Genomic DNA, 15,010 nt, shown 5'->3' on the forward strand with positions numbered 1-15,010 from the left:
TCCCTCAGGACAGGTTCTCCAGCAGCTCCAGCGCCTGATCGAAATCGAAGCGCTCCGCTTGCCGCACAACCCGAAGCAACTGCTCGGTCATCATCGGGTCTGAAGCCAGCCCCTGCAGTTTGAGCAAGGCCGTCAGCGCCTGGGTGTCGCTCTCGGCCAGCAGAGACCGGACGTGGGCCAATTGTGCATGCCATTCGCTGCCCGCTGGCGCGCTTGATGAGCCTGCTGACGTTGTAGGCTCGCCGAGCACCGATAAGCCTTCCAATACGGTTGTCAGGCAACGCTCGACTTCCACCAGCCGGTCAGCCAGGTCCTGCTCCGCCCCATCGCTCGCCCCATCGTTCAGGCAGGCCAGTTCCAGTGCGGCGGCTGCATTCGCCACTTCAACGGCACCAATGTTGCCCGCCGTCCCGCGCAGGGTATGGGCCAGCCTGACCGTCGCCGAAGGATCGCCCTGGCCTCGGGCAGCCAGGAACTCGGCGCAAAAAGCCTGGTGGCTGGAGCGAAACTTGCGCAGCAGGCGCAGATAGAGCTCGACCTTGCCCATGCAGGTGCCCAGGCCCGCTTTCAAATCAATGCCGGGAAGGCTGGCTGGCAGGCTCGCCACCGACTCCGTGGTGACCGGCGAAACGTCGGCCGGGATCGTGCCACGGTCAGCTCGCGGATGTATCCACCTGGCCAACGTGGCGAACATGTCGTCGACGTTCAAGGGTTTGGAGATGTGGTCGTTCATGCCGCAGGCCACCGCCCGCTCACGATCCCCCGCCATGGCGTCGGCAGTCATGGCGATCACCGGCAGATTCGCCCAGCGCGGCTGCTCACGTATCTTGCGGGTCGCGGTATAACCGTCCATCACCGGCATCTGGCAGTCCATCAGCACACCGTCGAAGTCTGCGTCGCGCTCCAGTTGGTCGAGCGCTTCTGCGCCGTGAACGGCCAGGCGCAATTCGATCCCGGCGCCCTCCAGCAGTTCACAGGCCAGCTCGCGGTTCAGCTCATTGTCTTCGACCAACAGCAGTCGCGCGCCACGCAGGCTGGCCATGGCGCCGGTGCTCTGGCCCAATCGCTCACTGGCCCGGGTATCGGCCTGGGGAGTCTTACCGAGCACCCTGCCCAGCGCCTCAAGCAACGTAGACGGCGTCACCGGTTTGGTCAGTACCACCGGCAATTGAATACCCTGTCGACTAGCCTCTTCGCGGGCCTCCTCGCGCCCGAACGCCGTGACCATGATCACCGCTGGCGTTTGCACCAGTTTGGCGGCCTGCATCTGGCGCACCGTTTCCACGCCGTCCATGCCAGGCATGCGCCAATCCATCAGCACCAGATCATAGGGCAACACCTTCGCTTCGGCGTCCACCAGCATGGCCAGTGCGGCCCGGCCACTTTGCGCGACATCCACCTCCACGCCAAAACTGCGGGCCATGCTGGAGAGGATCTCGCGCGCGCTGGCGTTGTCATCGACCACCAGCACACGGCTGCCGAGCAATTCGTCGGCGGTCACCATGCGCCGCAAATGGCTGTCGCGCTGCACCCCCAGGCTCACCTCGAAATGGAAAGTGGAACCCAGGCCCGGCTCGCTCTCTACCCAAATGCGCCCGCCCATCAATTCCACCAGATGGCGGGAGATGGCCAGGCCCAACCCTGTGCCTCCGTACTTGCGGGTGGTGGTGCTGTCGGCCTGGCTGAAGGGTTGAAACAGGCGCGAGCATTGTTCGGCGTTCATGCCGATGCCGGTGTCACGTACCCAGAAATGCAACAGCGCCTGCTCTCCCGCCGAGCCCCGCTGCTCTACGCCGAGCACGATCTCGCCCTGCTCGGTGAACTTCGTCGCATTGTTGCCCAGGTTGATCAGCACCTGGCCAAGGCGCAGCGGATCGCCGATCAAGGCGGTCGGCAGCTCGGCATCGGTGCTGAACAGCAGCTCCAGGCCTTTGTCCTCGGCTTTGAGGCCGATCATGCTGGCAAAGCCGTCGAGCACGGCCTCAAGGTGGAAGGGAATCTGCTCCAGGTGCATCTTGCCGGCCTCGATCCTGGAGAAGTCGAGGATGTCGTTGATGATCACCAACAGGTATTCCGCCGAGCGATGGACTTTTTCGATGTAGTTACGCTGGCGGTGGTTGAGCTCGGTGCGCAATGCCAGGTAGCTCATGCCGATGATGGCGTTCATCGGTGTACGGATCTCGTGGCTCATGGTGGCCAGGAAGTTGCTCTTGGCCCGGGTCGCCTCTTCGGCGGCCTCCCGTGCGCGCTGTACCTCGGCCTCGGCGGTCTTGCGGTCGGTGATGTCAAAGTACCAATTGGCCCCCATGCCCCGCTCCCCCAGCGTCATCGTGACGGCCGAAACCAGTACGTCGAAGCGCTCGCCGCCGGCGCGCTGCAGGGTGGTCTCGAAATTCAGCACGGCACCTTGCGCTGCCGCTTCAAGAAAGCGCTGGTGTGCCTGCGGGTCGACCCAGAACTGCGCCGGATCCGCACCTTCGAGTTCAGCCAGGCGAGTCCCGAACAAACTGTCGAACTGCGGATTGCAGTAGGTCGGACGGCCATCGACGTCCCTGATCACCATGGCCACCGGGCTACTGTCGAGTACCGCGCGCAACTGTGCCTCGTTGGCCTTGAGTGCCGCCTGCAGATGACGCCGTTCACTCACGTCGCGCACCGACGCGCACACGCAGACGCCGCCCCCTTCCAGGCTCGGCAAGCGCGACAGGCTGATCTCCGCCGAGAACAGACTGCCGTCTTTGCGCACGCCTTGCAGATCGTCCAGGTTGGCCCCCATTTGGCGAGTGGTACCGTGGGCCATGAAGCCCTTGCGCAGCGCCTCGTGGCGCCCTCTGCTGGCCAACGGCACCAGGCGATCGATGGTCTCTCCAATCAACTCGCCGGCGTTATAGCCGAACAGCTGGTCCAGTTGGCGATTGGTGCGCAGGATCTGTCCTTCGGCATCCACCACCAGCATGCCGTCCGGCGCCGCTTCGATAATCCCGCGATACCAGGCCTCGGTGGCGCGCAACGCCGATTGCTGGCTTTCCAGTGCCTGGGCCTGCTGCTCAAGTTGCAGTGCCTGTTCGGCCATTTCATTGGCCTGGCGCCGGGTCTCCGCCAACAGGGTCTTGACCGCCTGATTACGCTCCAGAATCGCCATGGCCGCGGCCAAACGTGGGGTGGCTTCCTGCAGCAGCAATAGTTCACGCTCGCCCAAGGGTTCCAGCCCGGCCAGTTCGAGCACCCCCAGCAAGCGCTCGCCACGGACAATGGGTTGCAGTAGCAGGCAACGGGCCGGGACCTCGCCAAGGGGCGAGCGCAAACGCCAGTATTGCTCCGGCATCGACTGAAACTGACGCGGCACGCGATCCACCGCGCACTGCCCCAGCAGGCCCTCGCCGAACATGACTTGCGCCTCGGGTGGTCGCTCGGAATCGGTGGCATAACGCCCCATCAACAGCAGCGTGCCGGAATCCTCCTGCGCGCTGTACAGCACCCCCTGGCAGATTCCGTGCAGGCCGGCCATGCATTGCAGGAACACCTGCGCCAGTTCGGCCGGGGTTTCCGCCTGCTGCAGATCGACCTGCAATTGAGCGGTATGGGCCTTGATCCAACGCTGACGCTCAAGTTGTTGGGACTCGGTCTGCAATTTGGCGATGGCCCGCGCCAGATCGCCGGTTTCGTTGTTAAGGTCGGTGTGGGGAATCGGTTGATCGAGCTGCCCGGCGGCCAATTGATCTACCGCCACCCGTACTCGGTTGAGCGGATTGCGAATCGACTGGCTGACGACCCAGGACAACAGCAATGCCAGCGACAAGCCACCGAACAACAGGACGTAGGTCAGCATGGTGCTGTGTTCGGCAAACTCGGCAATGTCCTTGGCCGTGTCGCGAATCGAGGCTTCCTTGACCTGGGCGATCGCGTACAACAGGCCGTCGGCCTGCTGGGCAAGTTGTTGGAATTCACTGCTATTGAGCAGCACCAACGCCTTGTTCTGCTGGCCCTGGTCGATCAGTACAAAGGCCTGGTCGCCAAGACGCTGCAACTGTTGCAGCAACAGATCGAACTCGGAGAGACGCGCCAGATTCTCCGCACGCTTTAAGGTCACTTTGGCCTGGGCCACGGCCTGCTGCAGGCCTTCGCGGATTTCCTGCAGTTGCTGCAGGGATTCGACACGAATCTGCGCGCTGTCGGTGCCCACCGCGCGTTGCAGCGCTTGCAGCATATGGGGCAATTGCACACGTGCTTCCTGCAAGTGCTCCATGCCGACCAGTTCCTGCAGATAGAGGTTCTGCATGTCCTGCTTCAGCGATTGCTGGGTGCGCAGGCTTTGCACGCCGAGCACCAGCACCAACAGCAGCAGCGCTGAAAAACCCAGGATCAGTTTGTGAAGCAGCGCGAGGCGCTCAAGCAGGGTACGCAAACCAGCCATGACTATCCTCGTGGACCTGATGAAATTACTGACAAAGGGACAGTTGCCGGTTCACGGAGTCTGGCCGAGACGCTCCAGGGCCGCCCGCTGGACGGCCATGTCCTGGTCGGTATCGGCGAAGCGCTCGGCAATGGTCTGGAATTGTTCGAGGCAATCCAGGAAGGCATCGCAGATATCGGGGTCGAAGTGCGTGCCGCGCCCCTGACGAATAATCTCGACGGCTTGCGCGTGGGGCATCCCCGCTTTATAGACCCGACGGCTGATCAACGCGTCATAGACGTCCGCCACCGCCATCAACCGGGCGCTGATAGGGATGTCGTCACCCACCAGCCCTTGCGGATAGCCACTGCCGTCCCATTTTTCCTGGTGACTGTAGGCAATCTCCTTGGCCAGGCTGAGGAATTCGGCGCGAATGCCGAGCTGATCCTCGGCATGCTGGATGGCGTCACGCCCCAGCGTTGTATGGGTCTTCATGATCTCGAATTCTTCCTCGGTATAGCGTCCCGGCTTGAGGAGGATATGGTCGGGGATGCCGATCTTGCCGATGTCATGCAGCGGCGCCGACTTGAACAATAATGCGATGGTGGCCTCGGTGAGAAAGTGACTGAAGCGCGGATGACCGCGCAGATGCTCCGCCAGCACCTTGATGTAATGCTGGGTCCGCCGGATATGGTTGCCGGTTTCGTTATCGCGGGTCTCGGCCAGTGAAGCCATGGCCTGGATGGCCACATCCTGGATCGCAATCACTTCGCGGGTCCGGCGCGCCACTTCCTTTTCCAGATAGTCGTTGTGATCGCGAAGGAAGTCTGCCGCCGCCTTGAGCTTGAGCTGGGTATCCACCCGCGCCAGGACCAGCGCCGGCCTGATCGGTTTGGTGATGTAGTCGACGGCCCCCAGTTCCAGGCCATGAATCTCGTCTTCGGTGCCGGCCATGGCCGTCAGGAAGATGATCGGAATGTCGCGGGTACGCGGGTCGCGCTTGAGCTGCCGGGCCACTTCATGGCCGGACAGCCCGGGCATCATCACGTCCAGCAGGATCAGGTCCGGGAGGGTGTCGCCCTGCAGTACGCGCAAAGCCTTTTCACCGCTATTGGCGGCCTTGACCCGGTAGCGATCCTTGAGCAAATCCGTCATCAGCATCAGGTTGTCGGGCGTGTCATCGACCACCAGCAGGGTCGGCGGGCTGTAATGACTCTGTTCGGCGCTCATGGCGGGTGGCTCCCTTGCCGGAAATGGACCTCCCGGGGCAACGCTTGCACTGCCACCCCGGCGCAAGAGAGCTTAGCTGCTCTTTTCCATGGCTGCCCGGCGTCGAGCGGCGCAGTCATTGCCCTCATATTGTGAGTCAATAGTCTGTTTGAAGTATTACCCGGGGCTGACCTTGATTGACTATGACGCCAGGGATTTTCGGTCATCCGGATGGGCCAGACAGCACGACCGCGACCCCATCCATCAACCGCAACGAGGAGCTTGATAGCTATGGAAAAAGTCATCTATCTGCTGTGGCGTGATACCCAAGTCAGTCCTGATACCTTCGCCCATCGCCTGCGCAGCGAGGTCGCCGGGCAATTGCAGGCACTCGGTGCCCGAGGTGTGCAATTGAACCTGGCCGATGCCGATGTCCAGCCGGCCAGCGGCCTGCGCCAGGAAAACAACCGACCGTTGCCCGATGGCAGCCTGTCACTGTGGCTGGACAGTGCCAACGGCCCGGCCCGTCGCCCGTTCGACCAATTGATCAGCGCGGCAACCGCGCGCATGGCCGCCTACCTGGTCTGCGAGTCGGTCGCCATCGCCAATACCCGGTTCCCGGCAACGCCCGGTGAGCGTACCCACGGATTTGCCCAACTGGCCCTGCTGACCCGCCCTCCACGGCTGACCCCCGAGGCCTGGCTGGACATCTGGCGCAACCATCACACGGCCGTGGCCGTGGACACGCAAGCCAACTTCCAGTACGTGCAAAACCTGGTGGTGTCGGCACTGACCCACGGCGCCCCACGGATCGACGCCATCGTCGAGGAATGTTTTCCGCCAGCGGCCATGACCGATCCCATGGCCTTTTTCGATGCGGCGGGCGACGACGCGAAATTCCAGCGCAACCTGGCGGCGATGATGGACAGTTGCAGCCGCTTCATCGATTTCGACAAGATCGACGTGCTGCCCACCAGCCAGTACTGCCTGTAGGACTGGGAAATCGTAGCGTGAAGCGTGTCAGGGCCCGGCCTCCAGGCCCTGATGCTCAGGCCTGTTTCAAGGCGCCATCGAACGCAGGCGTCAGCCCCGACAACTCCAGCTTGCGAACAAAGTCGCCAAGGCGCTGCTGCTTGTAGGCGTCTACGTCCATGTCGCGGTAGTCGTAGAAACCCTGGCCATCGCGCAAGCCATTGCGGCCGTTTTGCATGTTGTCGGCGATTACCTGCGGCGATTCGAAGCGCGGTGACAGCGCACCACTCAGGTAGCGCGAGGCGTAGTAAAGGATGTCGCCGCCGCCCCAGTCGATGAACTCAAGCAGGCCTAGCACCGAGAAACGTAAACCAAAGCCGACGCGTACCGCCGTGTCGATATCCTCTGCACTGGCCACGCCCTCTTCCACCATCCGTGCCGCTTCGTTCATGACCAATGCCTGGATGCGCGGCACGATGTAGCCAGCCACCGGGTTGCACACCACGGGCACCTTGCCGATGCGCTTGAGCAGTTGCAGCAGCCTCTGGACCACCTGCGGGCAGGTCGCATCGCTGCGGCTGACTTCCACCAACGGCATCAGGTACGCGGGATTTAGCCAGTGCGCGTTCACGAAGCGCTGGGGCTCACTGACCATTTCGCTCAGTTCGGTGACCAGGAAAGTCGAAGTGGTCGAGGCGATGATGGTCGAGGCCGGGACATGCTCGCTGACCCAGGCGAAGGTCTCCTGCTTGACTGCGATGACTTCCGGCACCGCTTCGAACACCAGGTCGCACTGGCGCAAAACCTCTGCGGCTTGGGATCTGGATTGCAGCGTCAACCGGGCTAGCGCGATGTCCGCCTGATGCCCTTCGAGCACACCAAGGCGTACCAGCATCTGCAATTCGCTGTGGATGTTGTTGCGCACACGCTCGAAATAGCCGTGCCGCTCATCCTCGGCGCGATCCTTGATATCGATCAGGGTCACCGGCAGGCCCGCATGGATGAATGCCAGGGCAATGCCCTCGCCCATCCGCCCGGCACCGACCACGCTGACTTGGGGCAGCGCGGCGTTCATCAGTTGTAGCCCTTGGTCAGCAGCTCGGTCATCTGCGCCCGACTCAGCGTGGCCAGACCGAGGTTTTCCAGGGTGCGGCCTTCGGCGTAGAGATCACGCGCAGCGACGACCGAGGCAATGCTCAGCAGGCCTTGCGCAACCGGAGTCGGCACACCGGCCCAGCGACCGACGGACACCAGGAAGGACAGGCCCAGGCGGGTGTCTTCGAGCATGTAGCGATGCTTCTGCAGGTCGATGTCTTCGCGCCAGTCGCCGCTGTCGGTCAGCTTGCCATGGGCACCGCGACCGTACATCCACTCGTCGCCTTCAGTGGTGTTGTAGTGGTCGGACAGCGGGAAATGCGGCGCGCCGTAGGTCAGTGCTTCGCGCACGGCCATGCGCTCGGCATCGAGCTGGTTGGTCACGCGGCGAATTGACGGTTGGGTGCCTTCGTTGTGAATGTCCCAGGCCTCGAAATGCTCCAGTGGACCTGCGTTCATCATGATCAGCGGCGGGTGGATGATGGGGCCTGCGTTCATCAACGCACCGCTCAGGGCGTCTTCAATCGGCTCGACGCTCGGGTAGGCTTCACGCAGCACCGCGAAAGCATGCTCGGACAGGTTGCTGGGCAATACCCCGGTCGGCAGGCGGGTAGCATAGCCGCTGATCACCAGGTCGCTGGCGCCGTGTTTGCGTACCAGGTACGGCAGCGTACCGGTTTCTGCGAAGGCGACCTTGCTGCGGTTGCCCGCATCGGCCATGGCCTTGGCGAACACGAAGCTGCCGAAGGTGCCCGGCGGCAGGAACACCACCTGACCGTCGTGCAGGTGCGGCGCAACATGTTTGGCCAGGTCTTCGTGGGAGGTCGACGGCAGCGGGATGATCACCAATTGTGCGTCGGCCAGGGCTTCGGCCAGGTCGTCGCTGAACGAGAGCTTGTCGCCCTGCTGGCCGACGGACAATTTGCGAGTGCCCTTGTAGTCCTTGATGGTCAGGCTGCCGATGGCCAGCAGTTCCTTGAGCGCGGCGCCGTCTCGACGCCACAGGCGGGTCTGGTGGCCCTTTTCAGCCATTTCGACAGCAGCGGCGTAACAGCCGTGACCACCACCCAGCACAGTAATATTCATGCAGATACTCCTTTTTGTCAGAGACTCGATCCTATCGAGCCGCACCGCCACGGACTCATCCGATTGCGCAGCCGAATGACGGATTGCGCAGGAGTCTCAATGCTTGCGCCGCCGCAGGGTGTCCGACGGCAGGCAACCATAGCGCTGCCGGTAGGCGCTGGAAAAATGCCCGAAGCTGTTGATGCCATGACGCAACAGGATATCGGTGACGGTCTCGCCGGCCCTGCCCTGTTTGAGCGATTCGTGGATCACCGCCAGGCGACGGTCGCGGATGTACTCGACCGGCGCCTGCTGGAGGAACTGGTTGAAGCCGTTCTGCAAGGTGCGCACCGAGACGCCACACAGTTCGCTCAGGGTCGTCAGGCTGATCGGTTCGTCGAGGTGTTCCTCGATGTAGTCACGGGCCTTTTTCACGTGGTGCGGCAGCGGCGCGCGCGAGTCGATCAACAGATCCGCCGAGTAGTTGTGCGGCAGCTGAGTGAGCAGCAACTGCATCAGGTATTCGGACAGGCCGCTAGCCAGGCGCGAACCGTCAACGCCGCTGCCGTACAGCCGGCAAATGTAGTCCAGGGTGTGATAGAGGCTGACGACCCCGACGCCCAGGTGGTCGACGCTGACATCAAAGATCACCGACTGTCGCAGGCTGCGGCCAAGCAGGCGTTGCAGTTGCGTCTCCAGGGCATCACGGTCGACGCGCAGGATCAGGTTGCGGCACTCGCCATCGGTGACGATGCGGCTTTGCGCGAACGGCGAGGAAACGCTCAGGTAGCCCGACTGCATCGCCGCGCTGCGCCGCCCGTGGGCCACTTCGCAATGCCCCTGCAAGGTGATGCGAAACAGGTACTGATCGGCAATGTCGCCGATGGTGATCTCCACCGGCGCGCCATAGCGCAGGTCGAGCAGTGCCGAATCGCCGAAGAATACGCCGTTGAGCCGGGTGTGGATCGGCTCGTCACACAGCACGTTGAAGCTGTGGGGGCACAGGTATTGGCTGACCTTGTCCTTGATCTCGCGGTAATCGGCCGAGCTGAGCAGGCTGTGCCGTTCAAGCAGGTGTACGTCATTCAACATCAAGGGTTCTCCTGACCTGGAGCACCTCGGCCCCGCTCCCTTTAACAGGAGCGAGGCCGGGGCGCCGATCGTGGACTATGACCAATCAGGCCCGGGTCGGGTGCTCACGGGCATAGCTTTCGCGGAAATGACGGCAACCACGCCACAGTAGAAGTACGGTCAATGCCGAGGCGCCGGCGATCACCAGCGACATCGACGAGCCGACTGCCGCAGGCGATCCGAAGTAGCGGTCGGTCAACAGCGCCACCAGCGTGGTGCCCAGGCCCAACCCCAGCAGGTTGCTGATCAGCAGGAACACCGCCGATACCTGCGCACGTACCTGGTTCGGCGCGAGGATCTGCATCGCTGCCGTGGACGCCGGCATCGGGAACGAAGCGAAGAACATCGCCGGCACCAACAGGGTCACCGACAGCCAAAGTTGATCGACTTGCGAGAACAGCACGGCCGGCACCGCCATGCCGAGGGCACCGATGACGCCAGTGCGCATGGCAGCGTCCTGATGACCTTTCTTGGCCAGGTAGTCGGTGAGCCATCCACCGAACAGCACCCCGGCGGTGTTGGCCACCAACAGCACGGTGCCGAGCATGTAGCCAGCCTCCATCGGCGACAGGCCAAACTTGCGGATGTACAGCGCCGGGCTCCAGCTCATCAAGCAGAACAGGGCCATGGCGTAGAACGAAAAGCCCAGGTAATGGCAGGTGAAAGTGGCACGGTGGCGGCCAAGGAAGCGCAAGCCATCGCTCATCGCGACCTTCTTCGCCCGACCCTGCGCATCGACCTGCAGGCCTTTGCGCGCCGGATCGCGCACGGTGAGCCAGATCAACAGGCCGACCACGATGCCGGGCAGGCCGACAATGAAGAACGCCAGCTGCCAGGCCTTCATCGCGCCGAGAACGGCGACCTCAATGGTGTTCATGTCCTTGAGCATCGCGATCACATAGCCGCCCACCAGGAAGGCCAGGCCACCACCGACGAACGAGCCGATCGAGTAGATGCCCACGGCGCGGCCGAGTTTCTCCTTGGGGAACATGTCGCTGAACATCGAATAGGCCGAGGGCGACAGGGCCGCTTCGCCGACGCCAACGCCAATGCGGGCGAGGAACATGTGCAGGAAGTTCTTGCTCAGGCCGCAGGCCGCCGTCGCCAGGCTCCAGAACACCACGCCGACGGCGATGATCTTCGGCCGGGAGAAGCGGTCGGCCAGATAGGCGATGGGCATGCCCATGAACGCATAGAACAACGAAAAGGCCAGCCCGTGCAGCAAGCTGAACTGGGTGTCGCTGATCTGCAGGTCGGCTTTGATCGGCTCGATCATCAGCGCCAGGATCTGCCGATCCACAAATGAAAAGATGTAGGCGATCATGCACAAGCCGACCACGTACCACTCGTAAATGTAGGTTTTCTTCTTCTGCTGCTGCAGGACCGCGTTATCGACCTGGATATTCACTAGTGTTTGCTCCTCTTGGAATCCGCTCATGCGCGCAGCGCGCCGGGTGACGGTGCACAGCACACCGACTGGGAAGTTGCGGGGCAGATGCAAAGGACAAAGGGTTCGAACATGGTCAGGCCTCTTATTGTTATGGGGTCAATCCCTGGGTGGACCGGGCTTACCAGAACTTCCAGGTGTAGGTCGTGGCGACACGGAATTCGTTGTAGTCGTAGCCGTACTTCTGTTTCACGTCGATGTTGCGCAGGTCCAGCCCCAGGCCTTGCAGCGCTCCGCTCTGGACCACGTAGCTGAGCCCCAGGAAGCGTTCGCTTTCCTGGTTGTCGCTCAGGTTGTTGCCTCGGTCCCAGTTGGTACCCTTGATGTAGCGGGTGTAGAGCTTGAGCCCCGGCATGCCCATCCCGGCAAAGTCATAGCTGTAGCGCGCGCCCCAGGACTTTTCATCCGGGCGGACAAACCCCAGGGACGACCAGTGCACCAGGTAAGGTTGCGGGATATAACCGTTCATCGTCGGGAACACGCTGTCACCAAGCATGCGCTGGTAACTGAGGCCAAACATGTGCGCGCCTTTGAGCAAAGTGAACAAGCCACCGTAGGAACGGTTGTCGATCTCACCGTTCAAGGCATTGCCATCTTCATTGTTATTGAAGTAGCGCAAGTCGGTTTTAAGTTTGTAGCCATTACCCAGGTCAGCCATATGCATCAGGCCAAAATAGTGTTGCTGATAAATATCGTGCAACACGCCGTAGAAATAACTGGCTTGCAGGTTCTTGGTAATGTCGTAAGTTGCGCCGCCGAAATCCAGGCCGTCACTGTCGAGATTATCGGTGGAGCCAAACTTGTACAGTTTCTCGTGGTTGGAAGATTCCCGCGTCACGGCAGACCAGAACCGGCCACCGGTCATCGTCAACCCGTCGACTTCCCTGGACTCGACCACAGCCCCTTGATAGATCGTATCCAGTTGCCGGCTGGTGTCATCGTACGCCACCGGCAATTGTGGGCGAAGGTCACCCACCTTCAGCTCGGTCTTGCTGTAGCGCATCTTGAAGGTTGCACCGGCGCGACTGTAGTCATCGGCCGTCTGCTGGTCACGGACGCTGTAGGGCAGCGAACCGTCGTTGCCCGACGAATCCAGGCGCACGGCGTACTGCGCATCCACATCAAGGCCGATGGCCAGGGCCGTGTCGGTATAACCGGACGTAAACTGCGCATCGAAACCCTGAGACCAACTATGCACTTCAGAAACCGGCGCGTTGTTATTGGTGTAGTTACGGTGCAAGTAGAAGTTGCGCGTATCCACTTTCAAGTGACTGTCATCGACAACATCGGCATAGACTGCCAATGGTGAACAGATCATTCCCAACACGCCGGCAATACCGAGCCCACGGCAAGATTGTTTTACCTGATACATCTAACTTCTCCACACTTGTATGTGCTGGGCACTGTATTTATAGGAGCAGATTCGAACTGAAAATTAAAAATGCCGGCAGCCGAACACCGAGCCTTCTTGCGCAGGAAGGCGGATTGCATCAGGGATATAGAGAACGATGGGTTCGAGCATTGTCAGGCCTATTGTTGTTATGGGGGTAAAACGCCAGGCGGGCTCAATGGAACAGTCCGCCACGACGACACGCCTCTTGTCTAACCAAGGTAAGTCAGCAGGCGCCGCGCCGATATCGAGATGAACAGCATCCTCTGGGGGGAAATCTTCAACCCGGCTAAAGGTTTCCCTTAGTCGACTCAAAAGCGCAGGGCCCACAGTGGGCGATGGCAAGCCTGTATTGCATAAGCCTTCCTTTAGCGAGGTCTTGTTGCTGAATGGACCCTAAACTAGCGATTGCACTGCCCGCCAACCTCCCCGATTGCGCAGGCGACTCTCCAATTGCGCAGTCAGATGCAGACCGGCCGGGTACTGCAGCCCGCGAGCAACTTTGTTCGTTCTCCTCCTCTCCAGCGTCCCAATATGCGAAGAAACTGTCCCGCCATGCCCATGACATTGCGCCCTGGACACCTACTATTGGACCTGCATCCCTGCCCCACTGGCAGGGACCCGCTACCTATACCGGATGTGCACAGCGCACCCGGACAAGCACGGATTGGAGACAACAATGACAACAGTCGCCGCACCCCAAGACGCTCCTTCACCTCTTCCCGCCTCGGCACCCGCCATTATCCGCTCGTCAGTGCGCCAGCATTCGATCAAGGTGCAGATTTGCTCCCCCGCCATCGGTGCCGAGCTCAGCAACGTCAACCTGGCCGACGCTGCCCAGGACCCCGAACTGATCGCAGAAATCAGGGCACTGTGGTTGAAGCACAAAGTGCTGTTCTTCCGCGACCAGGACATCACCCCCCTGGAGCAACAGCACTTCGCCGCGCAATTCGGCGAACTGGAAGCCCACCCTCTGGCACCGAGCCATCCGGAGGCGGACAAGCTGCTGATGCTGTATCGCAATCTCGATCCGGGTAAACCCAAGAGCTATGTCGAAAAGGCCAGCCGCGAAAACCTCTGGCATGCCGATGTCACCTACAAGCCGGCGCCGCCCCGCGGTGCGGTTTTGCGCTGCGAGATGGGGCCGGAGGCCGGCGGCGATACCTTGTTTTCCAACATGGTGATGGCTTACGAAAAACTGCCGCAGGCCATCAAGCAACGAATCGACGGTCTGTATGCAAAGCATGGCGCCGAGCAGACTTTCGGCGCCCAGTTGCCACGCGAAGAGCGTCATGGGATGGCCGCGAAGAACCCCGCCGTTGAACACCCGGTGGTGCTTACCCATCCGGAGACCGGCGAAAAGGTCTTGTTCGTCAACTCCGCGTTCACGACCCACTTCTCGAACTTCTTCAACTTCGAGGATATCCGCTACGGCCAGGACTTCATGCCAGAGGCTCATCACCTGATGAACTACCTGATGTCCCAGGCTGCCATTCCGGAGTACCAGGTACGCCTGAAGTGGCGAACCAACACGATTGCCATGTGGGACAACCTGCAAGTCCAGCACTACGCGGTGGCGGACTACGGCAATGCACCCAGAAAGATGCTCCGCGCCACCCTTGCGGGCACCCCGCTTGCCTAATCCAAACGGGTTCCCTCCGGGAGAATTTAGGGCACCCGACCGACCATCTGAGTCAGTCGGGCAGCCCTGGCCGCTCACAAATGCTCGACCTCAAACAAAAACAATGGAGATACCTATGCTCTACGAACACGTCGACACCGCAGTCATCGATGGCGAATCGCTGCCGTGGATTCCCTTTACGCCCTATGCCGAAAACGTCCTGCTGAAGTACTTCAAGCTTGACCCGATTCGCGGTGAATGGATTGTCATGATGAAGGCGCCGCTGGACATGCAACTGCCCAAGCACCACCACACGGGCACGGTCATGGTCTACACGATCGAAGGCCAGTGGAAATACAAGGAACACGACTGGATCGCCGGCCCCGGCAGCATCGTCTACGAGACGGCCGCGTCGACTCACACCCCTGAAGTCGTCAGCACGGGGACCACAGACGGGTATTCGCTCATGCTGGTTCAAGTGACGGGCGATCTCGCGTTCCTTGACGGCAACGACAACATCGTCGCGCTGGAAAACTGGAAGACCGGGTTGCAACGCTATCTGGCTTATTGCGAGCAACATGACATCGCGCCGAAGGACCTGACGGCATTCAACTGACCCGGATCTCACGGGAAACCCCGGCGCCTCTGGTTCAAGGGGCGACCGGGCCAGTTGCCGGTTAGCAATCA

At 61.4% G+C, this 15,010-nt stretch carries 10 protein-coding genes; 3 read left to right on the forward strand and 7 right to left on the reverse strand.

The window, feature by feature from the left end:
* Nucleotides 1–4: 4 nt before the first annotated feature.
* Together ASD95_RS04680 and ASD95_RS04685 are read right to left on the reverse strand one after the other, a co-directional pair.
* Nucleotides 5–4,414 carry a response regulator gene (locus tag ASD95_RS04680; protein WP_056722786.1) on the reverse strand — a complete coding sequence of 1,470 codons (4,410 nt, stop codon included), beginning with the start codon at nucleotides 4,412–4,414 and terminating at the stop codon, nucleotides 5–7.
* Nucleotides 4,415–4,465: 51 nt separating this feature from the next.
* Entirely contained in the window at nucleotides 4,466–5,623 is a 1,158-nt protein-coding gene (locus ASD95_RS04685; protein WP_056722787.1) for an HD-GYP domain-containing protein, read from the reverse strand.
* A gap of 270 nt (nucleotides 5,624–5,893) precedes the next feature.
* Here ASD95_RS04685 and ASD95_RS04690 point away from each other — a divergent pair, with 270 nt between their 5' ends.
* The gene (locus ASD95_RS04690; protein WP_056722789.1) at nucleotides 5,894–6,595 is read left to right on the forward strand and encodes an EthD domain-containing protein; all 702 of its coding nucleotides are present in this window, start codon (nucleotides 5,894–5,896) and stop codon (nucleotides 6,593–6,595) included.
* 55 nt (nucleotides 6,596–6,650) lie between these two features.
* Here the strand turns inward: ASD95_RS04690 and ASD95_RS04695 are convergent, their stop codons facing one another.
* From ASD95_RS04695 to ASD95_RS04715, 5 genes are all read right to left on the reverse strand, one after another.
* Nucleotides 6,651–7,649 carry a 3-hydroxybutyryl-CoA dehydrogenase gene (locus tag ASD95_RS04695; protein WP_056722790.1) on the reverse strand — a complete coding sequence of 333 codons (999 nt, stop codon included), beginning with the start codon at nucleotides 7,647–7,649 and terminating at the stop codon, nucleotides 6,651–6,653.
* Complete coding sequence (locus tag ASD95_RS04700; protein ID WP_056722792.1) at nucleotides 7,649–8,755, reverse strand: NAD/NADP-dependent octopine/nopaline dehydrogenase family protein; 1,107 nt, start codon at nucleotides 8,753–8,755, stop codon at nucleotides 7,649–7,651. Before ASD95_RS04700 ends, ASD95_RS04695 begins: the two co-directional genes overlap by 1 nt.
* A gap of 96 nt (nucleotides 8,756–8,851) precedes the next feature.
* Nucleotides 8,852–9,826, reverse strand: a complete 975-nt coding sequence (locus ASD95_RS04705) for an AraC family transcriptional regulator (protein ID WP_056722794.1) — start codon at nucleotides 9,824–9,826, stop codon at nucleotides 8,852–8,854.
* 85 nt (nucleotides 9,827–9,911) lie between these two features.
* Nucleotides 9,912–11,273, reverse strand: a complete 1,362-nt coding sequence (locus ASD95_RS04710) for a spinster family MFS transporter (protein WP_056722797.1) — start codon at nucleotides 11,271–11,273, stop codon at nucleotides 9,912–9,914.
* A gap of 160 nt (nucleotides 11,274–11,433) precedes the next feature.
* A complete protein-coding gene (locus ASD95_RS04715; protein WP_056722799.1) occupies nucleotides 11,434–12,684 on the reverse strand; it encodes an OprD family outer membrane porin in 1,251 nt (416 codons plus the stop codon).
* A 787-nt stretch (nucleotides 12,685–13,471) separates the two neighbouring features.
* Here ASD95_RS04715 and ASD95_RS04720 point away from each other — a divergent pair.
* Together ASD95_RS04720 and ASD95_RS04725 are read left to right on the forward strand one after the other, a co-directional pair.
* Nucleotides 13,472–14,344, forward strand: a complete 873-nt coding sequence (locus ASD95_RS04720; protein ID WP_201783877.1) for a TauD/TfdA dioxygenase family protein — start codon at nucleotides 13,472–13,474, stop codon at nucleotides 14,342–14,344.
* Between the two features lie 115 nt (nucleotides 14,345–14,459).
* Entirely contained in the window at nucleotides 14,460–14,939 is a 480-nt protein-coding gene (locus ASD95_RS04725; protein ID WP_056722803.1) for a 2,4'-dihydroxyacetophenone dioxygenase family protein, read from the forward strand.
* Nucleotides 14,940–15,010: the final 71 nt, after the last annotated feature.

Origin of the sequence: Pseudomonas sp. Root71, assembly GCF_001429045.1 — a bacterium.
Taxonomy (GTDB): domain Bacteria; phylum Pseudomonadota; class Gammaproteobacteria; order Pseudomonadales; family Pseudomonadaceae; genus Aquipseudomonas; species Aquipseudomonas monachiensis.

Excerpts from the sequence above, each read along its gene's own strand:
- ASD95_RS04680 (WP_056722786.1), bottom strand. The coding sequence starts at position 4,414 with ATGGCTGGTTTGCGTACCCTGCTTGAGCGCCTCGCGCTGCTTCACAAA.
- ASD95_RS04685 (WP_056722787.1), bottom strand. The coding sequence starts at position 5,623 with ATGAGCGCCGAACAGAGTCATTACAGCCCGCCGACCCTGCTGGTGGTC.
- ASD95_RS04690 (WP_056722789.1), top strand. The coding sequence starts at position 5,894 with ATGGAAAAAGTCATCTATCTGCTGTGGCGTGATACCCAAGTCAGTCCT.
- ASD95_RS04695 (WP_056722790.1), bottom strand. The coding sequence starts at position 7,649 with ATGAACGCCGCGCTGCCCCAAGTCAGCGTGGTCGGTGCCGGGCGGATG.
- ASD95_RS04700 (WP_056722792.1), bottom strand. The coding sequence starts at position 8,755 with ATGAATATTACTGTGCTGGGTGGTGGTCACGGCTGTTACGCCGCTGCT.
- ASD95_RS04705 (WP_056722794.1), bottom strand. The coding sequence starts at position 9,826 with ATGTTGAATGACGTACACCTGCTTGAACGGCACAGCCTGCTCAGCTCG.
- ASD95_RS04715 (WP_056722799.1), bottom strand. The coding sequence starts at position 12,684 with ATGTATCAGGTAAAACAATCTTGCCGTGGGCTCGGTATTGCCGGCGTG.
- ASD95_RS04725 (WP_056722803.1), top strand. The coding sequence starts at position 14,460 with ATGCTCTACGAACACGTCGACACCGCAGTCATCGATGGCGAATCGCTG.